This window comes from Ideonella sp. (assembly GCF_041287625.1).
GTDB lineage: Bacteria > Pseudomonadota > Gammaproteobacteria > Burkholderiales > Burkholderiaceae_C > Ideonella.
Genome location: NZ_JBGGNH010000035.1, coordinates 20,620 through 44,421, shown reverse-complemented (window position 1 = coordinate 44,421; position 23,802 = coordinate 20,620). Strand labels below are relative to the sequence as shown.

Here is a 23,802-nt window from a genome sequence, read left to right as displayed (position 1 = left end):
CCCGGGAGGGGCACCGACGAGCGCTCGGGCAGGTCGTTCAATGTGCGACGGCAAGTTCCGCAGGCGTGCCTGCCGTCGATGGGTTGACTTCATCGATCGACAGCACGTGGTTGACGTCCAGCAGGATCACGAACTTGCCCTTGACCTTGCCCACGCCCAGGATGAACTCGCTGCGGATGCGGGCGCCGAAGGCCGGTGCCGGCTCGATGTCGCTGGATGCGATCTCCAGCACTTCGTTGACCGCGTCGACCACCACGCCGATGACCTGGCGCTCGAGCCGGCCTTCGTTCTCGACCTCGGTCTCGACGATGACGATGCAGGTGCGCTTGGTGACGTCGGTGGACTTGCGGCCGAAGCGCGCCAGCGGGTCCATCACCGGCACCACCGCGCCACGCAGGTTGATCACGCCGCGCACGCAGGCCGGCATCATCGGCACCTCGGTGAGGCTGTGGTACTCGATGATTTCCTTGATCGCCAGGATGCCGATCGCGAAGACCTCGCCCGCCAGCATGAAGGTCAGGTACTGGCCGGGCTCGGCAGCTGCGGGTGTGTGCGCAGCGGTGAGGGCGGCGGAAGAGGTGTGGGGAACCAGTGCGCTCATGGGGAGGTGTCCTGTGGGCTTGAATGCTGGGGGATCGATCAGAAGCGGGCGAACTGAGATTCGTCGACGCTGTCTGCCGTGGCCAAGGCGACCTGGCGTGCAACAGGTGATCGCGCGCTGCTGGCCTGGGCGGGCCGGCGGTTGCTGCTGCCGTTGCCGGGCGCCGCTGGCCTGCCGGTTTGGCGCACCGGTGCTGCAGCCAGGCGGCGCTCGCTGCCACCGCTCAGCTTGAAGAAGGCCATGGTCTGCTGCAATTGCTCGGCCTGGCTGCTCATCTCTTCGGCCGTGGCGGCCAGCTCTTCGGAGCTGGAAGCGTTCTGCTGCGTGGTCTGGCTCAGTTGCGTGACGGCGCTGTTGATCTGGCCCACGCCGGAAGACTGCTCTTCCGAAGCGGAGCTGATCTCCTGCACCAGGTCCGAGGTCTTGCGGATGTTGGGCACGATCTGGCTCAGCAGCTGGCCAGCGCGCTCGGCCAGCTCCACGCTGGATGAGGCGACAGTGCCGATCTCCTGCGCCGCGATCTGGCTGCGCTCGGCCAGCTTGCGCACCTCGGCGGCCACCACGGCAAAGCCCTTGCCGTGTTCGCCGGCGCGTGCCGCTTCAATGGCGGCGTTCAACGCCAGCAGGTTTGTCTGGTAGGCGATGTCGTCGATGATCACGATCTTCTGCGCGATCTGCTTCATCGCGGCGACGGTGGCCTTGACCGCTTCGCCGCCCTCGGCGGCTTCGGTCGCCGCCCGCGTGGCCATGCCATCGGTGACCTTGGCGTTTTCGGTGTTCTGCGAGATGGAGGCGGTCATCTGCTCCATCGACGCACTGGTTTCTTCAACGCCCGCTGCCTGTTCACTGGCCGCTTGCGACAGGGCCTGAGCGGTGGCGCTGACCTCTTCCGAAGCACCTGCCAGCGACTCGGCGCTGGCATTGACCTCGGCCACCACCTCGGCCATTTTGGTGACGGTGGCGTTCACATAGCGCGTCAGCTCGGCGTAGATGCCGGGATACTCGGCTTCGATCTGCTGGGTCATGTCGCCCTGTGCCATCGCACCCATCACCCGTGACACATCGGTGATGCTGCCGCCAGTGATGGTCGCCATCTCGTTGACGTAAGACTTCATGCGGCCATAGGCGCCGTCGTAGTGCTTGTCGATGCTCTGCTTCAAGTCGCCCTGGGCAATCGCGGCCATCACCCGGACGACGTCGTCGATGCTGCTGCCCGTCGTGCTCATCAAGCTGTTCAGGCCCAGCGCAATGTCCTTGTGGAAGCCTTGCAGGCCCTCCAGGTTCATGCGTTCTTCGAAGCTGCCGCGATTGGCCGCCTCCACCATGCGCTTCTGGCTGTCGACCACGTGCTTGAGCTTGTCCACCATGCTCTTGATGGCCAGCAGCGCGCTGCCACTGTCATTCGCACGTGTCTTCACTTCCATCGTCAGGTCGCCCGCCGCCACGTTGCCGGCAATCTCTGCGACATAGGCCGGCTCGCCGCCGAGCACCTTGCTCAGGTTGCGCACGATCAGTGTCGCGATCACCGCGGCAAGCACCATGGCGATGGCGGACAGGCCGATGACCGTCATGCGAGTCGTCTCGTAGGTGGCGGCAGATGCCTTGACTGCATCGTCCATCAGCGAGGTCTGGAAGGCGCCCATGGCTTCCAGGGCCTCCCAATAAGCGGTATTGGCGGGACCGAAGCTGCTTTTCAGGTAAGTCACCGCAGCCTTGCGGTCCGAGCCTGTCAGCGCGTAGAGCTTGGTGTAGTGTTCTCCGAGCGCATCACCCTTGGCCCTGACCGCGTCGAACAACTGACGCCCCTTCGGGGTGTTGATCAAGCCGCCGAGCTTGTCGAGCCCCGCCTTGATCTCGTCGTTGTTGACGCCGACGGCCTTCTTGTAGGTCGCGATCTCCGTGTCATCGCTGCTCAGCAGCATGTTGCGCAGCAAGCGGCCGTTGTCCAGCGTGTTCTTGATCGCGTCGTTGACCAGCACCACCTTCGGATAGCGGTCGTTGGTGATCTGGTCGGTGAGATCTTGCATGCCACCCATCTTCACGATGGCGGTCAATGACAGGATGAGCATCAAGCCCACCACCGTGCAGAAGCCCAGCGCAAGGCGGGTCGAAATCTTCATGCGGTTGAACATCCGAGTTCCCTTGATTTATCTTGGATATCGATTCGAAAAGCCGATCACCGATTCAGCCGGTGATGGGCAGGCTTTCAATGTGCGATGGCAAGCTCGGCAGGCGTGCCTGTCGTCGGGTTGACTTCATCGATCGAGAGCACGTGGTTGACGTCCAGCAGGATCACGAACTTGCCCTTGACCCTGCCCACGCCCTGGATGAACTCGCTGCGAATGCGGGCGCCGAAGGCCGGTGCCGGCTCGATGTCGCTGGATGCGATCTCCAGCACTTCGTTGACCGCGTCGACCACCACGCCGATGACCTGGTGCTCGAGCCGGCCTTCGTTCTCGACCTCGGTCTCGACGATGACGATGCAGGTGCGCTTGGTGACGTCGGTGGACTTGCGGCCGAAGCGCGCCAGCGGGTCCATCACCGGCACCACCGCGCCACGCAGGTTGATCACGCCACGCACGCAGGCCGGCATCATCGGCACCTCGGTGAGGCTGTGGTACTCGATGATTTCCTTGATCGCCAGGATGCCGATCGCGAAGACCTCGCCCGCCAGCATGAAGGTCAGGTACTGGCCGGGCTCGGCACTCGTGGTGGCGGCTGCTGCCAGGGTGGCCGATGAGGCCTGAGGAACGACATTGCGCATGAAAGATGTCCTGTGGGCTTTGGGGCTGGGACGTCGATCAGAAGCGGGCGAACTGGGATTCGTCGACGCTGTCTGCCGTGGCCAGTGCGGCCTGGCGCGCAACTGGCGGTCGCGCGCCGATGGCCTGGGCCGGGCGGCCACTGCTGTTGCCGCGGGCCGCTGGCCTGCCACTCGGGCGAATCGGGGCCGCAGGCAGGCGGCGCTGGCCGTTGCCGCTCAGCTTGAAGAAGGCCATGGTCTGCTGCAGCTGCTCGGCCTGGCTGCTCATCTCTTCGGCCGTGGCGGCCAGCTCTTCGGAGCTGGAAGCGTTCTGCTGCGTGGTCTGGCTGAGCTGCGTGACAGCGCTGTTGATCTGGCCGACACCGGAAGACTGCTCTTGCGAAGCGGCAGTGATCTCCTGCACCAGGTCCGAGGTCTTGCGGATGTTGGGCACGATCTGGCTCAGCAACTGGCCGGCGCGCTCGGCCAGTTCCACGCTGGACGAGGCCACGGTGCCAATCTCCTGCGCCGCGATCTGGCTGCGCTCGGCCAGCTTGCGCACTTCGGCTGCGACGACCGCGAAGCCCTTGCCATGCTCGCCGGCACGCGCGGCTTCGATGGCGGCGTTCAGCGCCAGCAGGTTGGTCTGGTAGGCGATGTCGTCGATGATCACGATCTTCTGCGCGATCTGCTTCATCGCGGCCGCCGTGGCCTTGACCGCTTCGCCGCCCTCGGCCGCTTCGGTGGCTGCCCGCGTGGCCATGCCATCGGTGACCTTGGCGTTTTCGGTGTTCTGCGAGATGGAAGCGGTCATCTGCTCCATCGAGGCGCTGGTTTCTTCAACGCCCGCTGCCTGTTCACTGGCCGCTTGCGACAGGGCCTGAGCGGTGGCACTGACCTCTTCCGAAGCACCGGCCAGCGACTCGGCGCTGCCATTGACCTCGGCCACCACCTCGGCCATTTTGGTGACGGTGGCATTCACATAGCGGGTCAGCTCCGCGTAGACGCCGGGATATTCGGCTTCGATCTGCTGCGTCAGGTCGCCATTGGCCATTGCACTCATCACCCGCACCACGTCCGACACGCTGGCGGCGGTCGAGCCGGCCATCGCCTTCATCGACTGCAGCAACTGCGCGGTCTCGTCTTTGCCATCGGCTTCGATCTGCACCGACATGTCGCCCTGGGCCAGCTGATTCGCTGCCTTCACCGCTTGCGCGAGGGGCTGGGTGATGGCACGGGTGATGGCCCAGGCCATGCCCAGGCCCAGCACGGTGCAAATGCCCAGGATGGCAATGACCCAGATGCGGGCACTGGCGTAGCCGCTGGCTGCCTGCTCGGAGGCCTTGACACCGCCATCGATGTTCAGGTCGCTGAGCTTGTCCGAGGTCTCGCGCATCGCGTTGTAGCGCCGCAGGGATTCAGCATCGAGCAGCGCCTTGGCTTCGTCGTTCTTGTTCTGTCGGCCCAAGGCCACGATCTTGGTGTGCTCGGCCAGGAATACGTCCAGATCGCCCTTGATTTGGTCGTACATCTTCTGCTCTTCCGGTGAAGAGACCAGCTTGCCGTACTCATCCCAGAGCTTGCGCGTGGAGGCAATTCGCTCGTTGCTTTCCCGCTCGGCGCTGGCCAGCTCATTGGGGTCGGAAGCGATGATGCTGCGCAACTCCAGCACGCGCAGCCGGTTGAGATTGGACTTGGTCAGCAGGATGTTGCGAACGCTGGGCATCCAGTTGGTCGCCAAGTCCACGGTAGAAGCGTTGACCGCAGCCAACTGCGAGATGGCATACAGCCCCAGGCCGGCCATCAGCACCAGGACCACGGCAAAGGCGCCGAAGAGTTTCGGGCCGAGTTTGAGATTTTTCAGCATGACAGTGTTTTCCGTGGGGGGCATGCGACCGGCGCCGATGCTTGCCTTTGAGTGCTGTAGGACATGAGGGACTGTCGCCGGTAGGCAGTCTTTTGACGCAAGGGTTGAGGCTAGAGGTCTTTGGCTGGGGCAATCGATTGAAAAGGCATGGCCTTGCCGGACCCATCACCTGCGATGACAGGGCGTGGCCGCTCAGTAACGTACGAACTGCGACTCGTCGAGCTTGTCGGTCACCGCAATGTCGACCGGGCGGGTGCTTGAAGGCTTGAAGCTGGCTTGCTGACGAGTTGTGCGGGCGCCAGGGACGGTCTTGCGTGCGGCGCTGCGCGGCTTGGCAGTACTGGTCGCAGCCGGGCGCTCGGCGCTGGCCAGCTTGAAGAAGGCCATGGTCTGCTGCAGTTGTTCGGCCTGGCCGCTCATTTCTTCGGCGGTGGCTGCGAGCTCTTCCGAGCTGGCCGCGTTTTGCTGGGTGGTCTGGCTGAGCTGGGTCACGGCGCTGTTGATCTGGCCAACGCCGGAGGACTGTTCTTCGGAGGCTGCGGAGATCTCCTGCACCAGGTCCGAGGTCTTGCGGATGTTGGGCACGATCTGGTCCAGCAGCTTGCCGGCGCGCTCGGCCAGCTCCACGCTGGAAGAGGCCACTTCGCCGATTTCCTGGGCCGCGACCTGGCTGCGCTCGGCCAGCTTGCGCACTTCGGCGGCCACGACTGCAAAGCCCTTGCCATGCTCGCCGGCACGTGCGGCTTCAATCGCGGCATTCAGCGCCAGCAGGTTGGTCTGGTACGCGATGTCGTCGATGATCACGATCTTCCTGGCGATCTGCTTCATTGCCGCGACCGTGGCCTTCACCGCCTCGCCGCCCTCGGCCGCCTCGGCGGTGGCCTTGGTGGCCATGCTGTCGGTGACCTTGGCGTTCTCGGCGTTCTGCGAAATGGAAGCCGTCATCTGCTCCATCGAGGCGCTGGTCTCCTCGACGCCGGCGGCCTGTTCGGTGGCGGCTTGCGAGAGGGCCTGCGCCGTGGCGCTGACCTCCTCCGATGCGCTGACCAGCGACTCGGCGCCGGCACTGACATCGCCCACCACCTGCAGCAGCTTTTCGATCATCGCGTTGACATAGGTCTGCATGTCGGCAAACGTGCCTTCGTACTCGCCCTGGACGATTTGGGTCAGGTCGCCCCGGCTCATCGCGCCCATCACGTCGACCACGTCGACCACGCTGCGCAGGTTGCCGCGGGCCTTCTCGATGGTGTCGTTGATGAAGGCCTTCTTGCCCGGCAGTTGCGGCATCGGGGCATCGAAGTTGCCGCGGCCGAATTCGGCCACCACGCCCATCGCCAGCTTCTTGACTGCGATGTGGGCGGCGACCATGTCGTTGACGCCCTTGGCCATGCTGCGGTAATCGCCCTCGAAGCGGTTGGCGTCGATGACCACGTCGATGTCGCCCTTGTCGTGCTCGGCGCTCATGTGGTTGATCTCGGCGATCAGGCCCTTGAGGTTGCCGCGCACGCGCTCGATGGTCTCGTTGATGAAGGCCTTCTTGCCGGGCAACTGGGCCAGCGGGGCCTCGAAGTTGCCCTTGCCGAATTCGCTGATCACGCCCATCGCCAGCTTCTTCACGCCGATGTGGGCCGCGACCATTTCGTTGACGCCCTGCGCCATGTTGCGGAAGTCGCCGTCGAACTTGTGGGTGTCGATGACCGCGTCGATCTCGCCGCGCTCGTGCTCGGCGCTCATGTGGCTCATGCCGGCGATCAGGCCCTTGAGGTTGGCCCGCACACGTTCAATGGTCTCGCTGATGAAAGCCTTCTTGCCGGGCAACGCGGCCATTGGCGCGTCGAAGTTGCCGCGGCCGAATTCGGCCACCACGCCCATCGCCAGCTTCTTCACCGCAATGTGCGAGCCCACCAGTGCATTGACCTGGCGGGCCACGTTGGCGAACTCGCCAGGCGGGCGCGTCGTGTCCATCACCGCATCGATGTCGCCTTGCTCGTGCGCCGTTGCCATGCGGGCGAGGTCTGCACGCATCGCCTGCAGCTCGTCCAGCAGCCGGTTGGTGGCCTCTGCCGTGCCGTGCAGCGCAGGCGGCAGCGCGCGCATGTCGACACGGCCTGACAGGTCCCCGGCGGCGGCAGCCGTCAACACCTTGGCCAAGTGGATGTCGACTGCAGCGGCAAATGCCGACGCCTCCTGCTGCGCCTGTTGAGTGGTCTTGATTTGGAGCATGGCTGTCTCTGGGTAAAAGTGCCGAAGAAGGCGCGGGGCTGGCGGCGAAAGGTCGGGGCGGCGGCGGGTGTCGAGCAGGACCACTTATCTGCTGTTCACCCGCTGCGGCGAGGTCAAAAACGAGCGAACTGGGATTCGTCCACGCTCTCTGCGGGCGCGTGGGCATTGGCAGTGGCAAAGGCCATGCTGCCGGCGGGCTGGAAATTGCCGGCGCGCGGCCGCGCGGGCGCGGTGTTGCGCCGGGCGGGAGCGGGTGCGCTGCGCTGCGGGTTGCCGCGTGGGCGCGCCAAGCCGGTTTCGCGCGTGCCGCCAGCCAGCTTGAAGAAGGCCATGGTCTGCTGCAACTGCTCGGCCTGGCTGCTCATTTCCTCGGCCGTGGCGGCCAGCTCTTCGGAGCTGGAAGCGTTCTGCTGGGTGGTCTGGCTCAGTTGCGTGACGGCACCGTTGATCTGGCCCACGCCGGAAGACTGCTCTTCCGAAGCGGCGGTGATCTCCTGCACCAGGTCCGAGGTGCGGCGGATGTTGGGCACGATCTGGCTCAGCAGCTGGCCGGCGCGCTCGGCGAGCTCGACGCTGGATGAGGCCACGGTGCCGATCTCCTGCGCAGCGACCTGGCTGCGTTCGGCCAGCTTGCGCACCTCGGCGGCCACCACGGCAAAGCCCTTGCCGTGCTCGCCGGCACGCGCGGCTTCGATGGCGGCGTTCAGCGCCAGCAGGTTGGTCTGGTAGGCGATGTCGTCGATGATCACGATCTTCTGCGCGATCTGCTTCATCGCGGCGACGGTGGCCTTGACCGCTTCGCCGCCTTCGGCCGCTTCGGTCGCAGCCTTGGAGGCCATGCCATCGGTGACCTTGGCGTTTTCGGTGTTCTGCGAGATGGAAGCGGTCATCTGTTCCATCGAGGCGCTGGTTTCTTCAACACCGGCGGCCTGCTCGCTGGCGGCCTGCGACAGCGACTGTGCCGTGGCGCTCACTTCTTCGGAGGCGCCAGCCAGCGACTCGGCGCCGCCGTTGACTTCGGTCACCACCTGCGAGAGCTTGGTGATCATGTTCTGCATGGACTGCAGCAGCTGGCCGGTCTCGTCGCGGCTGTCGACCTGCACGTCGACCGTCAGGTCACCCTCGGCCAGGCGATTGGCCACATCGACTGCGCGGCTCAGCGGCCGGGTCACGCTGCGGCTGATCATCCAGCCCAGTGCAATGCCCAGCAGCACGCCGCCGCCGATCAGCGACATCATCAGCGTGCGGCCGGAGAGGTAAAGGGCCTCGGTTTCTTCGGCGGCCTTCTTGGCGCGCGCTTCCTTTTGCGTGATCAGCTCGTCCAGCATCTTGTCCAGCCGGTCGGCCTTCTCGCGCACGCTTTCGAGCTGCGCCGCCAGGACGTCGTCGCGTTCTGCGAGCTTCTTGGTCGCCGCCAACGAAAGCGCCTGCTGCATTTCACGCTCGTATTCAGTCGTCAGGCTGGCGTAGCTGCTGAAGATCTCCTTGGCGCGGTCGCTGAAGAACAGCGGGCGGGCTTTCTCCAGCAGTTCCTTCATCGAGGCGCTGCTCTTGGCGATGGAGGCCAGGTGTTTTTCGCGTTCCGCCTGGCTGGTGGCCAGCAGGAAGTTCGCGCGGGCGCGGCCGATGTAGACCAGGTTGATGTTGGCTTCCTTGATGTACGAGAGCCCCATCAGCTCGTTGGTGTACATCGCGTCGGCCTTCTCGTTCATCAGCGCGGCGTTGTTGATGCCGATCGCGCCGACCACCGCGCTGATGGCCGCCACCAGCACGAAGCCGGCAATCAGCCGCACGCCGATCTTCAGGTTCTTGAACATGCCAAAGTTCTCCCAGGAGGTTTTTGGATTAATGAGGTATTTGAATCAGGCAGTCGCTTCGCTGGCGACCTTGCTCGAATGCTGTCCGGCCTGTTGCATCAGCTCGGGCACATCCAGGATCAGCGCGACATCGCCGCTGCCCAGGATGGACGAGCCACTGATGCCTTGCACCTGCGCGAACATGCGCGAGAGCGGCTTGATCACGGTCTGGGCTTCGCCCATCAGTGCGTCCACCACCAAGCCGAACTTCTGGCCGGCGTGCTTGACGACGACGATGTTCTGGCGGGCCGACGGCTCGCCTGGCACGTCGAACAGCGTGCGCAGCCGGATGAAGGGCAGCACCTGGCCGCGCAGGTCGGTGTAGTCGTGGCCGGGCTCGGCGCTGAACTCGATGCACTCGTCGACCATGTCCAGCGGCACCACGAAGACCGACTTGCCCACGCCGACCTGGAAGCCGTTGATGATGGCCAGCGTCAGCGGCAGCCGCACCGTCACGGTGGTGCCCTGGCCCGGCAGGCTGTTGATGGCCACGCTGCCGCGCAGCGCGGTGATGTTGCGCTTGACCACGTCCATGCCGACGCCACGGCCGGACAGGTTGGTGATCGCCTCGGCGGTCGAGAAGCCGGGTTCGAAGATCAGGTTGTAGATGTCGGCGTCGCTCATGGTCTTGCCGGCTTCCACCAGGCCACGCTCGATGGCCTTGGCCAGGATGCGGTCGCGGTTCAGGCCGCCCCCGTCGTCGCTGACCTGGATCACGATGCTGCCGGACTCGTGGTACGCATTCAGCGCCACCGTGCCCTGCGCCGGCTTGCCGCGCTGTGCGCGCAGCTCCGGGCCGTCGATGCCGTGGTCCATCGCATTGCGCACCAGGTGCATCAACGGGTCGCCGATCTTCTCGACCACGGTCTTGTCCAGCTCGGTGTCTTCGCCCGACACGCTCAGCTCGATGTCCTTGCCCAGCTCGCGTGCCACGTCGTGCACCACGCGCTTGAACTTGCTGAAGGTGGCGCCGATCTTGACCATGCGCAGTTGCAGCGCGCTGTCGCGCACTTCCTCCACCAGGTCCGACAGCGTGGAGTTGCACTCCTGAAGCTCGACATTGCGGGTGCGCCTGGCGATCAGATTCGCACCAGCGGTGGCGATCACCAGCTCGCCGACCAGGTTGATCAGCCGGTCCAGCTTGTCCGCGTCCACGCGCACCGACTGGCTTTCCTGGGCCTTGTTGTCCTTGACCTGCTTTTGCTTGGCCAGCGCGGCCTCGACGACCTGCGGCGCGACCTTGCCCTGTTCGGCCAGGATGCTGCCCAGCAGTTGCGGCGTGTCGCCCTGGCGCTGGGCGCTCAGTGCGTGGTCCAGCTCGTGCGCGGTGACACTGCCGCAGCGCACCAGGATCTCGCCCAGCCGGCTCGGTTCTTCCGGCAGCTTGCCGATCAGCTCGATGTATTCGTTGACGCGGCTGTGCGGCGCGAGGATGCGCAGCTGGCAGTCGTCGATGACAAATTCGAAGGCACCTTCGATGGTGGCCTTGTCGCAGTCGCTCTTGAAGGCGATCTCGAAGCCCAGCGAGCAGCTTTCGGCGTCGATGGTGTCCAGCGCCGGCACGGCGTCGTGCAGCGTGACGATGTGTTCGATGCTGCCCAGCGTGGCCAGGTAGCGGATGAAGGACAGCGGGTCCATGCCGTTCTTCAGCACGTCCGGGCCGAAGCGCAGCGAGATGTGCCAATGCTCGGCGCCCTGGCCGGGCGCGGCCATGCGGGCGAAGCCGTCGTCGGCTGCGGCCGGCGCGGCCACCAGGGCGGCCACCACGGCGGATGCCGGTGCGGCGGCGGCGCCGCTGCCCATCTGGGCATGCAGCCGGGCCAGCAGCGCGGCACCGGCCTGTTGCTCCTCGGCGCTCAGCGGGCGCTGGCCGGCGTCCACCGCGTCCAGCAGGGTGCCGATGTGGTCGCCGCAGGCCAGCAGCAGCTGGATCAGCGGGTCGCTCAGTTTCACGCTGCCGTCGCGCACATGGTCCAGCAGGCTCTCTGCCACGTGGGTGAAGGCCACCACGCCGTCCAGGCCGAACAGGCCGGCCGAACCCTTGATGGTGTGGGCCGCACGGAAGATCGCGCCGATGCTTTCGCCGGGATCCTCCTCATCGGCCACGCGCAGCAGCGCGGCCTCCATGTCTTCCAGCAGTTCACGGCCTTCAACGAGGAAGGTCTGCAGGGCCTGGTCCATGTTCATTTTGGTTCTCCGCCAGTAAGGGCGCCGCTCAGTGCGCGGCTGCAGGCATCACCAGCGGGTCACCGAAGTGCGCCGCCAGATCGAGGATTTCGAACACTTCCAGCACGGCCGGGCTGTGCCCGACCAGCCGCAGCGTGCGTTGCGTCACCTGGGCGCTTTTCTTGGCTGCCATCAGCAGCTGCACGCCGGCGCTGTCCATTTCGGTCACGCCTGCGAGGTTGATCTCCAGCTCGGCAGCCGAGGCCTGTGCGGCCTTCAGCTCCTCGCAGAGTTCTGCGGCGCGGTAGATCGTCAGCTCGCCTTCGATGGCCAGCACCGCTTGCCCGCCGCCACTCATGGCAGCACCAGCTTCTGCACCACGCTCAGCAGCTGCGGTGGGTTGAAGGGCTTGAGCACCCAGGCCTTGGCACCCGCGGCCTGGCCTTCGGCCTTCTTGCCGCCGGCCGACTCGGTGGTCAGCATCACGATGGGCGTGAACTTGTAGGCCGGCAGCTGCTTGACCGCCTTGACCAGGCTGATGCCGTCCATGTTGGGCATGTTCACGTCGCTGATGATCATGTGGACCTTCTGCCCGGTCAGCTTCTTCAGCGCGTCAACGCCGTCGCAGCCTTCGATCACGTCGTAGCCGGCGCCGCGCAGCGCAATGCCGACGACCTGCCGCAGCGAGGCGGAGTCGTCGACGATCATGATGGTCTTGGCCATTGAGAGGTTTCCCTTTGAGTTCTGAGTGGGACGAGATAGACGAAAGAGACGAACGAGGAGGTGGCGGGCTCAGAAGAAGGTGACTTCTTCTTCGGCGGCCGCGGGTGCTGCGGTGGTGGCGCCGGCAACGTGGCTGCGTTGATGGGTGTTGCGCTCGTCGGCCATGGCGTAGCTGCTTTCCAGCTCGGCCAGCAACGAGGCGCTGTCCACCGCCTGCAGCTCGCCGGCCGCCTCGAAGTGGCTGCGGGTGGCGCTCAACAGGGTGGGCAGGCGTTCGATGTTGTGGCGCACATGGGTCATGCGCTGGCTCACGCGGTCCTGGAACTGGAGTTGCACCAGCGCTTCGACGATCTCGCCCTGGATGCCCACGCTTTCGCGCTTGAGCACTTCTGAAGACGCTTCCAGGCCTTCGGTGACGCTGCGGAAATGGCCCAGCACGCCGTTGATCGAGGTTTCGGCTTCGGCCGCCGAGGCCTGCCCGCGCCGGGACGAGGCTTCGGCGCTGCTGTGCGTGGTCTTGATGGCTTCGCTGATGACCCGCACCTTCTCGGCCATGCGCTGGGCGGTCTCGCCCGACATCACCGAGAGCTTGCGCACTTCCTGCGCCAGCACGCTGAAGCCGCGGCCGTTTTCACCGGCATGCGCGGCCTCGATCGCGGCGTTGATCGCCAGCATGTTGGTCTGCGAAGCGATGGAGGCGACCTCGGCCGCCATCTCCAGCAGTTCGCCGACGAAGTGGCCCAGGGACTGCACCTCTGCATGGATGGCGCTGTTGCTGGTCATGGCTTCGCGCAAGGTGTCCAGCACGCCGTGCAGGTCGCGGTTGCTCTGGTCGAAGACGGCGCCTACGCCCCGGTCACCGTCCTGGGCCGAGGCTTTCAGTGCCTGGTCCAGCCGGTCCACGATGCTGGCAAAGCGCTGCGACAGCGCGGCCACGGCGTCTTCCATCTGGGCGCGCGAGGTTTCGATGTGGGCGCTCCAGACCGGCAGCACGTCCTGGCCCAGGCGCTCGGTGCCGGCCACGAAAGCGGCAGCGCTGTTGTGGTCGGAAGAGCAGCGGCGCGCGCGCTGCCAGTCGCTCCAGGCGCCTGCGGCCAGCAGCGCAGCGCCGCCCAGCAGCGGCCCCGCCTGGACGCCGCCAGTGAGCAGCATGCCGACCGCGCCGGCCAGGCCCATGCCGCTGCCATGCAGGCGGCCGAGCCGCCGGATGAAGGTGGGAGCGGCGCTGGAAGCGACGGGCGAAGAGGGCATGGTGGAAGCAGGCATACAGCCTCACATCGGCGGGCCGCTCCTCGACTTGAGGCGCCATGCCCGAACTGGCCGGGTAGGGACCCGGTGTCACGAACTTGACTATTCCATCGGGGCAGCCTGTGGAAAGCGCGACAAAGTGCCATGTTTGGACGCCATTTCGGAAGACCGCAGGCCTCCCTTGCGCCGGAAAGTGCGGTCATCCAGGCGCTGGCGCCCTCCTGGAGTGCCGCATGAAAGTGCGGCCGCCGTGAATTAGTGACGGCGGGCACACGGCCGGCGGCGAGTCCTGCACGGTTGTCATCATTCAGTTTGTCGACGGGGCGGCCGAAGTCTCTGCAAACCCAGCAAGCCGCGCTGCTTTTTGCGCGGGCCAGTCGCACCATCAAGAAGAGACAAGCCATGACACACAGATCCCTGACGATTCGCGCCAAGCTCACGCTGGCCTTCGGCACCCTCGCCGCCCTCGTGGCAGTCGTGGCCGCCCTGGCACTGAAGGACCTGGGTGATGCCAACGCGCGCTTTGTCCATCATGTCGACGGTGTGAGCGCACGCGCCGCGGTGGCCTCGCACCTGCGCATCGCAGTCGACCGCCGCGCCATTGCGGCGCGCAACCTGGTGCTGGTCTCTGCGCCGGCCGACCTGGCAGCCGAGGACGTGGAAGTGAAGGCAGCGCATGCCGAGGTGCAGCGCCGCCTGGCGCAGCTCAAGGCCATGGTTGCGACCGGCGAGGTGTCCGAGGCCGCGCGGCAGCACGTCGCGGCCATTGACCAGGTAGAGCAGCGCTACGGCCCGGTGGCGCTGGCCATCGTCGATCTGGCATTGAAGGGCGAGCGCGATGCCGCCATCGCGAAGATGAACACCGAGTGTCGGCCGCTGATCAGGGCGCTGGCCAAGGCCACGACGGACTATGCCGAGTACACCGAATCGCGTGCGGCACAACTGAAGGAAGAAGCCCAGGTCCAGTACGGCCAGGAGCGCATCTTGCTGATCGGGGCCTGCTTGCTGGCCCTGGGCGCCGCGGTGCTGGGTGGCTGGCTGATCGTGCGCGGTCTGCGCAAGGCGCTGGGCGCGGAGCCGGCTGACCTGAGCCGGGCCGCAAGCCGCGTTGCCGAAGGGAACCTGACCGACCTGGACGGCGCACACGAGGCACCGCAAGGCAGCGTGCTGGCTTCGCTGGGTGCCATGCAGGGCAGCCTGTCGCGCATCGTCAACGAGGTGCGCCGTGCGGCGGATTCGATTGCCACCGGCACCGAGCAGATCGCCAATGGCGGTGCGGACCTCAGCGCACGCACCGAGCTGCAGGCCAGCGCGATCCAGCAGACCGCCGCGACCATGGACGAGCTCGGCTCGACCGTGCGCAGCAATGCCCAAAACGCGCAGCAGGCCAATGTGCTGGCGCAGGGCGCGTCCGACGTGGCCGGCCGTGGCGGCGCGGTGGTCGGCCAGGTGGTGGACACGATGCGCGGCATCAATGCCAGCTCCAAGCGGATTGCCGACATCATCACCGTGATCGACGGCATTGCCTTCCAGACCAACATCCTGGCGCTGAACGCTGCCGTCGAAGCGGCACGGGCCGGCGAGCAGGGCCGCGGTTTCGCCGTGGTCGCCAGCGAGGTCCGGGCGCTGGCCCAGCGCAGCGCGTCAGCCGCCAAGGAGATCAAGACCTTGATCACCACCAGCGTGGAGCAGGTGGAGCAGGGTTCGGCGCTGGTGGACCGCGCTGGCGAGACCATGAGCGAGATCGTCGGCGCGATCCAGCGCGTCAGCCACATCGTGGGCGAGATCACCTCGGCCACCGCCGAGCAGAGCACTGGCGTGGCGCAGGTCGGCCAGGCGGTCGCCCAGCTGGACGAATCGACTCAGCAGAACGCCGCGCTGGCCGAGGAGAGCGCCGCGGCCGCCTCCAGCCTGCGCGAGCAGAGCGAACACCTGCTGGGTGCCATGTCCACCTTCAAGCTGGCGGCTTCCTGATTCACTCGGGCTGGATGCCCGCGTCCTTGATGATCTTGCCCCAGCGGTCCAGTTCTGCGAGCTGGAAGCTGGCGAGTTCCTGGGGCGAGGTCGGGTGGGTTTCCATGCCGTTCTGCTCGGCGAACTCGCGCAGCGCATCGGTTGCCATGGCCTTGCGCATCAGTTCGTTGAGCTTTTGCACGACGGGCGCGGGCAGGCCGGCCGGGCCGTAGAGCGCGTTCCAGTGGTTGGCCACATAGCCCGGCAGGCCGGACTCGGCAATGGTCGGCACGCCTGGCACCAGCGGTGAGCGCGCAGGGCTGCTCACGCCCAATGCGCGCAGCTTGCCTGCCTTGACCTGCGGCAGGCTGGTCGTCAGGTCGACGATCATCACGTCGGTCTGGCCGCCCACCAGGTCCATCACCGCCTGCGGGTTGCCTTTGTAGGGCACGTAGGTCAGCTGCGTGCCGCTCATGTGCTGGAACAGCTCCACGCCGATGCGTGCCGATGAACTGCCGGCGCCAAAGCTCAGCTTGCCCGGTGCCTGCTTGGCCAGCGCGATGAACTCGCCCACGGTCTTGGCCTTGGACGTGGGGCTCACGACCATCAGCATGTAGCCCTGCACCATCTGGCCGATGGGCGTGAAGTCCTTGATCGGGTCGTAGACCAGCTTCTTGAACAGGTGCGGGTTGGCGGCCTGAGTGGTGTTGGTGGTGATGAAGAGCGTGTAGCCGTCCGGCGCGGCGCGGGCCGTGGCCTGTGCGGCAATGCCGCCCGAGGCACCGGCGCGGTTGTCCACGATCACCGGCTGCCCGGTCTCCTTGGTGATGACGGCGCCCAGCGCGCGGGCCAGGCCGTCCGTCGTGCTGCCCGGCGTGGAGCCGACCATGATGGTGATGGGCCGGCTCGGATAGGCCTGCGCTGAAGCCTGGCCGCTGCCGAGTGCGGCGGCCAGCGAGGTGAGGGCGATGGCGCCGAGTTGCTTGAACTTCATGATGTCTTGTCTCCGGTGTTGTGGTTGAAGTGATTCAGGTGGTCAGGCTCTGCGCAGGCCGTTCGCCCGCCAGGGCCTGGGCGATGGCGGCCAGCACCATCTCGCCCATGGCTTTGCGCGTTTCGTGCGTGGCGCTGGCGCGATGGGCCTGGCAGACAACGTTGTCCAGCGCGAGCAGCGCGGGCGGCACGTGCGGTTCGTCGGCGAACACGTCCAGCCCGGCGCCGGCGATGCGGCCCGAGGTGAGGGCCGCGACCAGGTCCGGCTCGTTGACCAGCCGGCCGCGGGCGATGTTGACCAGGAAGCCATCGGGCCCGAGCGCGTCCAGCACGGCGGCGTCGACGATGCCTTCAGCCTTGTCCGCCGCGGCGGCCAGCACGAGTGCGTCGCTGCTTCGGGCCAGTTCCTTCAAATCGGCGATGTAGGTCCACGGCACATCGGTCATCGCGCGCAGGTCGGTGTAGGCGACCGGGCAGCCAAAGGCCGCGGCGCGGATGGCGATGGCGCGGCCCACGCGGCCCATGCCGACGATGCCCACGCGCATGCCGCTGAAGCGCCGCGCCAGGCGGATGGCGCCAGGCTGCGGGCGCTTGACCCACTCGCCGCCGCGCACGAAGCGGTCCACCGCGCAGATGTCGCGGCAGGTGGCGATCAGCAGGCCGATGGCCAGGTCCGCCACGTCTTCGGTCAAGGCGCCCAGCGTGGCCGCCACCGGCAGGCCGCGGGCGCGGGCGTAGCCGAGGTCGACCGCGTCGGTGCCCACGCCATTGACCGCCACGATCTGCAGCGCCGGCAGCCGTTCCATCATGGCCTTGCCGATGCCGGTGTGGCCGCCGGTGATGACGCCGCGCATCTTCGCGCCGTGTTCGCGGAGGTAGGCGTCCTGGTCCGCCTGCTCGTAGAGCCGGTGCATGGTGTAAAGCGCGTTCAGCTGGTCGTTGATGACCGGGACCAGGATCGGGTTGAGCTGCAGGATTTCGGGTTTCATGACCGTGTTCCTTCGCTCAGCCGCGGCCGACAAACGGCATGTGGCTGGCCATCACCGTCATGTTCAGCACGTTGGCCGACAGCGGCAGGCCGGCGATGTAGCGCACCGCATCGGCCACGTGCCTGACGTCCACCATCGGCTCGGCCGCGATGCTGCCGTTGGCCTGGCGCACGCCCTTGGTCATGCGGGCCGACAGCTCGGTCAGCGCGTTGCCGATGTCGACCTGGCTGCAGACGATGTTGAACTCGCGGCCGTCCAGCGCCAGGCCTTTGGTGAGGCCCAGCACCGCGTGCTTGCTGGCGGTGTAGGGGCAGCTGAGCGGGCGCGGCGCGTGGGCCGAGATCGAGCCGTTGTTGATGATGCGGCCGCCTTGCGGCAGCTGCCGGCGCATCAGGCCGAACGCGGCACGGGCGCAGAGGTACACGCCGGTCACGTTGGTGTCGATCACGTTCTGCCAGGCCTCCAGCGGCAGCTCGTCGACCGTCACCGCGGGCGCATTGATGCCGGCGTTGTTGAACAGCACGTCGAGCCGGCCGAAGGTGGTTTCGATTTCCTTGAACAGCGCCGTCACGCTGGCCGCGTCGCGCACGTCGGTCGGCACCGCCAGCGCCTGCTGGCCTTGCTGCTTGGCGGCCTCGGCAATTTCGAGCAGCGGCTCGGCGCGCCGGCCGGCCAGCACGACGGCAAAGCCGTCTTCGAGCAGCGCCAGCGCAACGGCGCGGCCGATGCCGCTGCCGGCGCCGGTGACGAGGGCAACCTTGGCGGTCGATGGATGGGTCATTCGGGGCTCCGTGGTTTTGGTTGTGGGGCGGCGTTTCAGCCGCCCTGGTGCTGCCGCCTGAAGCTGCTCGGCGACAGGTCGTAGGTTTTCTTGAAGCGCCGGGAGAAATAGGCTTCGTCCGAGAAGCCGCAGTGCTCGGCGATCTGGCTGATCGAGCTGGAGGTGTTGATCAGGTGGGTGCGCGCCAGGCGCATGCGGCGGTCCAGCACCAGGTCGGTGAAGGTGCTGCCGGTTTCCTTGCGCAGCAGGTGGGTGAGGTAGTTGGGCGTGAGGAAGGCGGCGGCGGCGGCGTCTTTCAGTGACAGCGCCGGGTTGCCGATCTGTTCGCGCATGTACTTGGTGACGCGCTCCAGCGCGTCGCGCCGGCCCCGCTTCTCGGCCTTGTCGGCCGAGAGCGCCAGCAGCTGGTTCTGGAACAGGTTGCAGACCCGGCCAATGAGCGCCAGCAGGTGGCCCTTGAGCATCAGCCCCGAGCCGATCTGGCGCGTCGCGCCGATGGTGCGCATCTTGGCGATCAGGGTTTCCAGCTCGGCGAAATCTTCGCTGCCCAGCGTGAAGTCCAGGTGCTCCTGGAAGCGGAAGGGCGCCAGCTCCGGTGCCTCGGCCACCGGGATGTCTTCCAGGTCCAGCGGGTCGCAGCGGATGTGCTGCACGAAAAATTCCTGGGTGAAGTTGATGACGACGAAGTCGGCGTCCGCCGGGTGCGGAATGAGGTGCAGCCGGTGCGGCAGGATGAAGGCCACGGTGTGGCGCGGGAACGGGCGGATGGCGCCGCCGATGTGGTGCACCGTGTCGCCGCCGCGGTTGACCTGGATCTGGAAATAGTCGTGGCGGTGCGGCGTGGTGGTGGCCGGCCGTTCGTCCCGGTCGCGGATGTAGAAGTCCGGGCTGTCGCTGCGCTGCTGCATCGCAAGCGTCGGGACGATGGCGAGTTTGGCCATGGTGTTCAGCGCGGGGCGATGCTGAGGCTGAATGCGGCCACGCCTTCGATGCCGGCTTCGATCACGTCGCCCGGCAGCAGTGCGGCCACGCCGGCCGGCGTGCCGGTGAAGATCAGGTCGCCCGGCTGCAGCGCCACCGAATGCGACAGGAAGCTGATCAGTTCGTGCACCGGCCAGATCAGCTCGGCCAGGTCGGCATGCTGCCGCTCGGTGCCGTTCACCGCGAGCCACACGGTGCCGCTTTTGGGATGGCCGCTGATGTGCACCGGCACCAACGGGCTGCAGGGCGCCGAGGCGTCGAAAGCCTTGGCGCCTTCCCAGGGGCGGCCAGCCTGCTTGGCTTCCAGCTGCAGGTCCCGGCGCGTCAGGTCCAGGCCGGCGGCGTAGCCCCACACATGGTCCAACGCTGCCTCCGCCGGCACATGCACGCAGGCCTTGCCGATGGCCACGACCAGCTCGATCTCATGGCAGAACTCCTCGGTGAGCGGCGGGTAGGCGATGAGGCCCTGGGCCGGCACCACCGTGTCCGCCGGCTTCATGAAGAAGAACGGCGGTTCGCGTCCGGTGCCGGCCGGCGTGGCGCTGCCTGGCCACGGGTAGTTCCGGCCGATGCAGAACACCCGCCGGATCGGGAACCGGTCGGTGCTGTTGGTGATGGCCAGCGTCGGTGCTTGCACCGTCGGCAGGGCAGGAATGGGCGGGTTCTTCACGCAGCGGTCCTCAGGCAAAAGGCTTGAGGAAGCATAGGCAAGCGTATCGCCGCGGACTTGGACAGGACTGCGGTTCTTACGGACGGAACAACGCCCGCATGGGCCTGATCAGGGGCAACCCTGAGGGCCGTGCGACCCGCCGCGGCAGTGCTGCGGCCACGGCGTTCGGGCCGGGCGTGTTACAACGAAGCCAAGCTGAATCCTGATCGCCATGCACTCTCCTATTGGTATCGGCAACCTGCCGCTGGTCGAGCTGCTGCGCAGCTTGGACGACACCCCCTGGCACGGCTTCCTGGTGGCCGACAGCGACGATTTTGTCGTGCTGCACCAGGTCAGCAGCCGGTTGGACCTGGACGGCTACATCGTCTTCCGGCGCGAAGACGTGCAGTCCATCTCCAGTGATTTTTCGCGGTTGGACATGCTACAGCGGGCGCTGGCCCTGAAGGAGCAGTTCCCCAAGCCGCTGCGGCAGCTGGCGCTGGGCTCGATGCGCGAACTGCTGGCGTCGGCCGAAGCGATGTTCGGCGTGGTCGTGCTGACCGAGGAACTGGTGGACCCGGATGCAGTGGAGGTCGGCACGCTGCGCATGAGCACCGAAGAGGCCTACGCGCTGCGCCGGCTCAGTCCGGAAGCCGAATGGGAACTGGGTGGCCGCAGCTACCGCTACCGCGATCTCACGCGGGTCGAGTTTGGCACTGCCTACGAACAGACGCTGCTGGCCGTGGCGCAGCAGCGTGAGCAGGAAGCCGCTCAGGCGGAGGCGGTGGCCGGCAAGCCGGAGGGCTAGCCGTCGGTCGACAGCGCGCGGCCGCAGTGGAAGGGCTGGCGCAGCCGGCCATCGGCACCGGCAATGGCCTGGATGTCGATCACCGGCGCATGGGTCTTGACGCTGCCGAAGATGGTCGCAAAGGCGGTGTCTGCGGCGTCCCGGCCGATGCCAAAGCGCATGAAGCCCATCGGGATCGCGGTGCCCGAAGGGTCGAACATGTACCAGCGGTCACCGAGGTAGGCCTCGACGTAGGCGTGGAAGTCGGTCGGGCCCAGGGCGGGGTCGGCACCGTAGTCGATGCCGGTGGCGAAGCGGGCCGGGATGTTGATGGCCCGGCACAGTGCGATCATCAGGTGCGCGAAGTCGCGGCACACGCCGGTCTGGTCCAGCAGCGTGTCCAGCGCGGAGGTTTGCGAGGTGCTGGTGTTCGACGCGAAGGTGGTGCGCTCGCGCACCCAGTCGCAAATGCCTTGCACCCTGCTGTAGCCCTGCCAGCGGCTGCCGAACTCGCGCATGGCGAGCTGGTGCAGGCGGTCGGAAGGGCAGTAGCGGCTGGGGTAGATGTAGACCAGCGCCTCGGGCGGCAGCTTGGCCACCGGCACTTCCGGGATCAGCTCCGGCGAACTGATGAAATGGTCCACGTCCAGCGTCGCACGGTAGTTGACCTGCAACTGGCCGGGCGGGGCACTGAAGCGCAGCAGGCGGTTGCCGCTGCAGGGTTCTTTTTCCACCCGGTAGGCCACCGGCTGGCTCAGCGTGAGCTGCTCGTCCAGCACATGCTGGCGGGCGGTTTGCGCTGCGTGGATGTTGAAGACGAAATCGCTGCCGGTGGCGGCGACCTCATAGTCGAGCTGGATGGCAATCTGCAGCCGGATCATGCGACCCTCGCTGCAGCGCGCAGCTGCTTGCAGATGTTCTGGCCGGTTTCGGTGAGCTTGAGCGTGCCGCCCGCCCATTCCATCCAGAACGCTGCCACATAGGCATCAATCAGCGATTCGCTCACCAGGTCGGCCCGGCGGCGGTGCAGCGCATCCACCGTGGCCAGCAAGGCGTTGCGCAAGGGGTCAATGCGCGGTGGCGCTGGTACGGATGAGCGAGTAGAGGTCTTCAATGCACTTCCTGGTTGGCGAACCGTACCACCGAAAGTCTAATGCCTGCGCGCTTGCAATGGGTATCCCGCGAGGTGTGATTGTCGCGCCACAGAGTGGATGGCGGCCGGCTGCGGTGCTGCCCGTGGCGGGGTGTGTGGACCGTGTCCGAAACCAGGCTTCGCTTCGACTTGGCAACCCTCGCAGCAGCGTCACGTCACAGTAGCATCACGGGCATGACGCCCGAACCCGCCGCCTCGCAGACCCTCGCGCTGCCGGCCATTGGCCAGCACGGCCGCGACATGCTCAGCCACCGCCTGCTGGATGCGCCGCCCGAGCGCGTCTTCCAGGCCTTTGCGGACCCCACGCAACTCGCGCAGTGGTGGGGCCCGGCAGGTTTTCGCAACACCTTCGCCGAGTTCGACTTCCGGCCCGGCGGCCACTGGCGCTTCGTGATGCACGCGCCGGACGGTTCGGACTACCCGAACGAAAGCGTGTTCGCGCAGGTCGTGGCGCCCGAACTCATCGTGTTTGACCACCTCTCTGGCCATCACTTCGAAATGACCTTGCGCCTTGAGCCGGTCGGCACGCGACAGACGCGGCTGCACTGGCAGCAGCGCTTCGACACCGCAGCCGAATGCGACCGCATCGCGACCTTTGTCGTGGTCGCCAACGAGCAGAACCTCGACCGCCTGGCCGCCGTGCTGGCGGGCCTGGCGCCTGACGGCCTGCTGCGCGTGCTCGGGCCCGTGGAGGGCAGCGGTTGATCACGCAGGTCTTGCTGCCTGGGCTGGACGGCACCGGGACCCTGCTTGAACCGCTCCTGGCCGCCTTGAGCACTGCAGCAAGTCCTCGCCGAAGCGCTGGCGTCTGTCTCGGTGCAAGCCCTGCGCGCACGCCTCGAAGCAGTGCTTTCCGTGGATGCCAGCAGTGCTTTGCAACAGGTGGCCGTGCCGACGCTGTATCTGCAAGCCACGCACGATTGGGTCGTTCCGGCCGCGGCCGGCCAACGTATTCGCCAGTTGAAAGCAGACCTGCAATGGGCCTCGTTCGATGCGCCGCACTTCCTGCTGCAGACGCATTCCCGCCAAGCCGCCGAGGCCATTTGCAGTTTTGCCCGAGCGCTGATGATGAGTCAGACGCCTGGGACATGACGGCCGTCCAGGTGCATGGCAAAGTGCGCCACGGTAACTTCATCCATGGGAGCACAACGATGGGCATGGCGGCATTTTTCGCGGCGGTTTCGCCGACTGAACTGGCGCGGCTGCAGGCCGATCCTTCGCTGGTCGAGGAATTCCTCTTTCCGGACGACGGAGACAGCGAGCCGGACAACAGCATGGACGTGGACAAGGCCTGGCATGCGATCCACTTCATGCTGACCGGGACGGCCGACGCTGGCGCCGAGCCCTGGTCGCTGGCGGTGCTGGGTGGTGAACCCATCGGGGACGACCTGGGTGATGGCCCTGCGCGTTTCCTGACGCCGGCACAGGTCCGGCAGGTGGCCGAGGCATTGAGCGCCTTGCCAATCGACGAATTCGCCGCGCGCTACGCACCCGCTGCGATGGAAGCCGCGCAGATCTATCCGGACGGCATTTGGATGCGCGACGGCGACGACGCACTGGACTATGTGCTGGAGAACTATGCGCCGCTGGTGCAGTTCTATGTCGACGCCGCGGTACGCGGCGACGGAGCGATCCTGACCGTTGGCTGAGCCAATGATGCCCACGCTGCGACAGGCCGTGCGAGCCGACCTGCCCGGCATCTGGGCGGTGCGCTACGCGGTCACCGAAAACACGCTGACCCCCGGCCGCATCTTGGACGACGAGGTCGTTGAGGCCATCGAGCAGACCGGCCGTGGCTGGGTGGTCGAACAGCAAGGCGCCATCGTCGCCTTCGCCATCGGCAACGCCAAGACAGGCAACATCTGGGCGCTGTTCGTGCACCCTAGCGCGCAAGGCCTTGGCCACGGCGGGCGCTTGCACGACGAGATGCTGGCCTGGCTTCAGTCGCTGAAGCTGCGGTCGCTGTGGCTGACCACCGGCGTGTCGACCAGGGCTCGGGCGTTTTACGAGCGCAAAGGCTGGCGGCCGGTCGGGGCGGCGGGGGGGGGGTGGTGAAGTTCGGTATGAGATCGAACTCGACGCAGATGTC

23 protein-coding genes are annotated in these 23,802 nt (G+C 66.5%); 6 read left to right on the top strand and 17 right to left on the bottom strand.

The genetic code is table 11. From position 1 onward, the window contains the following. Positions 1 to 37: 37 nt before the first annotated feature. From ACAH41_RS14150 to ACAH41_RS14105, 10 genes are all read right to left on the bottom strand, one after another. Complete coding sequence (locus ACAH41_RS14150) at positions 38 to 601, bottom strand: chemotaxis protein CheW (protein ID WP_325649025.1); 564 nt, start codon at positions 599 to 601, stop codon at positions 38 to 40. A gap of 38 nt (positions 602 to 639) precedes the next feature. After that, on the bottom strand, positions 640 to 2,721 hold the full coding sequence (locus ACAH41_RS14145; RefSeq protein WP_325649027.1) for a methyl-accepting chemotaxis protein: 2,082 nt from the start codon (positions 2,719 to 2,721) through the stop codon (positions 640 to 642). 86 nt (positions 2,722 to 2,807) lie between these two features. Further along, positions 2,808 to 3,365, bottom strand: a complete 558-nt coding sequence (locus ACAH41_RS14140; RefSeq protein WP_370538340.1) for a chemotaxis protein CheW — start codon at positions 3,363 to 3,365, stop codon at positions 2,808 to 2,810. Positions 3,366 to 3,402: 37 nt separating this feature from the next. Then, positions 3,403 to 5,211 carry a methyl-accepting chemotaxis protein gene (locus ACAH41_RS14135; RefSeq protein ID WP_370538339.1) on the bottom strand — a complete coding sequence of 603 codons (1,809 nt, stop codon included), beginning with the start codon at positions 5,209 to 5,211 and terminating at the stop codon, positions 3,403 to 3,405. A 192-nt stretch (positions 5,212 to 5,403) separates the two neighbouring features. Next, positions 5,404 to 7,434: a methyl-accepting chemotaxis protein gene (locus ACAH41_RS14130; RefSeq protein ID WP_325649033.1), complete on the bottom strand. Its 2,031-nt coding sequence runs from the start codon at positions 7,432 to 7,434 to the stop codon at positions 5,404 to 5,406. A 113-nt stretch (positions 7,435 to 7,547) separates the two neighbouring features. Beyond that, positions 7,548 to 9,251, bottom strand: coding sequence for a methyl-accepting chemotaxis protein (locus tag ACAH41_RS14125; protein WP_325649034.1), 1,704 nt, complete (start codon positions 9,249 to 9,251; stop codon positions 7,548 to 7,550). Between the two features lie 45 nt (positions 9,252 to 9,296). Next, on the bottom strand, positions 9,297 to 11,477 hold the full coding sequence (locus ACAH41_RS14120; protein ID WP_325649035.1) for a chemotaxis protein CheA: 2,181 nt from the start codon (positions 11,475 to 11,477) through the stop codon (positions 9,297 to 9,299). Positions 11,478 to 11,505: 28 nt separating this feature from the next. After that, entirely contained in the window at positions 11,506 to 11,814 is a 309-nt protein-coding gene (locus tag ACAH41_RS14115; protein ID WP_325649037.1) for an STAS domain-containing protein, read from the bottom strand. Then, complete coding sequence (locus ACAH41_RS14110) at positions 11,811 to 12,179, bottom strand: response regulator (RefSeq protein WP_325649039.1); 369 nt, start codon at positions 12,177 to 12,179, stop codon at positions 11,811 to 11,813. The genes ACAH41_RS14115 and ACAH41_RS14110 overlap by 4 nt, the downstream gene beginning before the upstream one ends. 69 nt (positions 12,180 to 12,248) lie before the next feature. Further along, positions 12,249 to 13,430, bottom strand: a complete 1,182-nt coding sequence (locus ACAH41_RS14105) for a methyl-accepting chemotaxis protein (RefSeq protein ID WP_325649041.1) — start codon at positions 13,428 to 13,430, stop codon at positions 12,249 to 12,251. 399 nt (positions 13,431 to 13,829) lie between these two features. Between ACAH41_RS14105 and ACAH41_RS14100 the strand changes: the two genes are divergently transcribed. Beyond that, positions 13,830 to 15,401 carry a methyl-accepting chemotaxis protein gene (locus ACAH41_RS14100; RefSeq protein WP_325649043.1) on the top strand — a complete coding sequence of 524 codons (1,572 nt, stop codon included), beginning with the start codon at positions 13,830 to 13,832 and terminating at the stop codon, positions 15,399 to 15,401. Position 15,402: 1 nt separating this feature from the next. On the opposite strand, the gene ACAH41_RS14095 is transcribed toward ACAH41_RS14100, so the two are convergent. From ACAH41_RS14095 to ACAH41_RS14075, 5 genes are read right to left on the bottom strand one after another with little or no spacing between them, the layout of a single operon-like run. Next, a complete protein-coding gene (locus ACAH41_RS14095; protein ID WP_325649045.1) occupies positions 15,403 to 16,374 on the bottom strand; it encodes a tripartite tricarboxylate transporter substrate binding protein in 972 nt (323 codons plus the stop codon). A 34-nt stretch (positions 16,375 to 16,408) separates the two neighbouring features. Beyond that, a complete protein-coding gene (locus tag ACAH41_RS14090) occupies positions 16,409 to 17,362 on the bottom strand; it encodes a 2-hydroxyacid dehydrogenase (protein WP_325649047.1) in 954 nt (317 codons plus the stop codon). Positions 17,363 to 17,378: 16 nt separating this feature from the next. After that, positions 17,379 to 18,143: an SDR family oxidoreductase gene (locus ACAH41_RS14085; protein ID WP_325649049.1), complete on the bottom strand. Its 765-nt coding sequence runs from the start codon at positions 18,141 to 18,143 to the stop codon at positions 17,379 to 17,381. Positions 18,144 to 18,178: 35 nt separating this feature from the next. Further along, on the bottom strand, positions 18,179 to 19,084 hold the full coding sequence (locus ACAH41_RS14080) for a helix-turn-helix transcriptional regulator (protein ID WP_325649051.1): 906 nt from the start codon (positions 19,082 to 19,084) through the stop codon (positions 18,179 to 18,181). Between the two features lie 5 nt (positions 19,085 to 19,089). After that, positions 19,090 to 19,794 carry a fumarylacetoacetate hydrolase family protein gene (locus ACAH41_RS14075; RefSeq protein WP_325649053.1) on the bottom strand — a complete coding sequence of 235 codons (705 nt, stop codon included), beginning with the start codon at positions 19,792 to 19,794 and terminating at the stop codon, positions 19,090 to 19,092. 211 nt (positions 19,795 to 20,005) lie between these two features. Between ACAH41_RS14075 and ACAH41_RS14070 the strand changes: the two genes are divergently transcribed. Next, entirely contained in the window at positions 20,006 to 20,581 is a 576-nt protein-coding gene (locus ACAH41_RS14070; RefSeq protein WP_325649055.1) for a hypothetical protein, read from the top strand. On the opposite strand, the gene ACAH41_RS14065 is transcribed toward ACAH41_RS14070, so the two are convergent. After that, positions 20,578 to 21,441, bottom strand: a complete 864-nt coding sequence (locus tag ACAH41_RS14065; RefSeq protein ID WP_325649057.1) for a transglutaminase family protein — start codon at positions 21,439 to 21,441, stop codon at positions 20,578 to 20,580. The genes ACAH41_RS14070 and ACAH41_RS14065 overlap by 4 nt on opposite strands. After that, positions 21,438 to 21,611: a hypothetical protein gene (locus tag ACAH41_RS14060; RefSeq protein WP_370538338.1), complete on the bottom strand. Its 174-nt coding sequence runs from the start codon at positions 21,609 to 21,611 to the stop codon at positions 21,438 to 21,440. Before ACAH41_RS14060 ends, ACAH41_RS14065 begins: the two co-directional genes overlap by 4 nt. Positions 21,612 to 21,887: 276 nt before the next feature. On the opposite strand from ACAH41_RS14060, the gene ACAH41_RS14055 reads away from it, so the two are divergent. The 4 genes from ACAH41_RS14055 to ACAH41_RS14040 all read left to right on the top strand — a co-directional run bounded on the left by ACAH41_RS14055 (position 21,888) and on the right by ACAH41_RS14040 (position 23,768). Next, entirely contained in the window at positions 21,888 to 22,418 is a 531-nt protein-coding gene (locus ACAH41_RS14055; protein WP_325649061.1) for an SRPBCC family protein, read from the top strand. A gap of 111 nt (positions 22,419 to 22,529) precedes the next feature. Beyond that, entirely contained in the window at positions 22,530 to 22,805 is a 276-nt protein-coding gene (locus tag ACAH41_RS14050; RefSeq protein WP_325649063.1) for an alpha/beta hydrolase, read from the top strand. 59 nt (positions 22,806 to 22,864) lie between these two features. After that, positions 22,865 to 23,362: a YfbM family protein gene (locus ACAH41_RS14045; protein WP_325649065.1), complete on the top strand. Its 498-nt coding sequence runs from the start codon at positions 22,865 to 22,867 to the stop codon at positions 23,360 to 23,362. A gap of 7 nt (positions 23,363 to 23,369) precedes the next feature. Continuing rightward, positions 23,370 to 23,768, top strand: coding sequence for a GNAT family N-acetyltransferase (locus ACAH41_RS14040; protein WP_325649066.1), 399 nt, complete (start codon positions 23,370 to 23,372; stop codon positions 23,766 to 23,768). Positions 23,769 to 23,802: the final 34 nt, after the last annotated feature.

Bases quoted from the DNA above. Each gene is read 5' to 3' on its own strand.
- ACAH41_RS14150 (WP_325649025.1), bottom strand. From the start codon at position 601: ATGAGCGCACTGGTTCCCCACACCTCTTCCGCCGCCCTCACCGCTGCG.
- ACAH41_RS14145 (WP_325649027.1), bottom strand. From the start codon at position 2,721: ATGAAGATTTCGACCCGCCTTGCGCTGGGCTTCTGCACGGTGGTGGGC.
- ACAH41_RS14140 (WP_370538340.1), bottom strand. From the start codon at position 3,365: ATGCGCAATGTCGTTCCTCAGGCCTCATCGGCCACCCTGGCAGCAGCC.
- ACAH41_RS14135 (WP_370538339.1), bottom strand. From the start codon at position 5,211: ATGCTGAAAAATCTCAAACTCGGCCCGAAACTCTTCGGCGCCTTTGCC.
- ACAH41_RS14130 (WP_325649033.1), bottom strand. From the start codon at position 7,434: ATGCTCCAAATCAAGACCACTCAACAGGCGCAGCAGGAGGCGTCGGCA.
- ACAH41_RS14125 (WP_325649034.1), bottom strand. From the start codon at position 9,251: ATGTTCAAGAACCTGAAGATCGGCGTGCGGCTGATTGCCGGCTTCGTG.
- ACAH41_RS14120 (WP_325649035.1), bottom strand. From the start codon at position 11,477: ATGAACATGGACCAGGCCCTGCAGACCTTCCTCGTTGAAGGCCGTGAA.
- ACAH41_RS14115 (WP_325649037.1), bottom strand. From the start codon at position 11,814: ATGAGTGGCGGCGGGCAAGCGGTGCTGGCCATCGAAGGCGAGCTGACG.
- ACAH41_RS14110 (WP_325649039.1), bottom strand. From the start codon at position 12,179: ATGGCCAAGACCATCATGATCGTCGACGACTCCGCCTCGCTGCGGCAG.
- ACAH41_RS14105 (WP_325649041.1), bottom strand. From the start codon at position 13,430: ATGCCCTCTTCGCCCGTCGCTTCCAGCGCCGCTCCCACCTTCATCCGG.
- ACAH41_RS14100 (WP_325649043.1), top strand. From the start codon at position 13,830: ATGACACACAGATCCCTGACGATTCGCGCCAAGCTCACGCTGGCCTTC.
- ACAH41_RS14095 (WP_325649045.1), bottom strand. From the start codon at position 16,374: ATGAAGTTCAAGCAACTCGGCGCCATCGCCCTCACCTCGCTGGCCGCC.
- ACAH41_RS14090 (WP_325649047.1), bottom strand. From the start codon at position 17,362: ATGAAACCCGAAATCCTGCAGCTCAACCCGATCCTGGTCCCGGTCATC.
- ACAH41_RS14085 (WP_325649049.1), bottom strand. From the start codon at position 18,143: ATGACCCATCCATCGACCGCCAAGGTTGCCCTCGTCACCGGCGCCGGC.
- ACAH41_RS14080 (WP_325649051.1), bottom strand. From the start codon at position 19,084: ATGGCCAAACTCGCCATCGTCCCGACGCTTGCGATGCAGCAGCGCAGC.
- ACAH41_RS14070 (WP_325649055.1), top strand. From the start codon at position 20,006: ATGCACTCTCCTATTGGTATCGGCAACCTGCCGCTGGTCGAGCTGCTG.
- ACAH41_RS14065 (WP_325649057.1), bottom strand. From the start codon at position 21,441: ATGATCCGGCTGCAGATTGCCATCCAGCTCGACTATGAGGTCGCCGCC.
- ACAH41_RS14055 (WP_325649061.1), top strand. From the start codon at position 21,888: ATGACGCCCGAACCCGCCGCCTCGCAGACCCTCGCGCTGCCGGCCATT.
- ACAH41_RS14045 (WP_325649065.1), top strand. From the start codon at position 22,865: ATGGGCATGGCGGCATTTTTCGCGGCGGTTTCGCCGACTGAACTGGCG.
- ACAH41_RS14040 (WP_325649066.1), top strand. From the start codon at position 23,370: ATGCCCACGCTGCGACAGGCCGTGCGAGCCGACCTGCCCGGCATCTGG.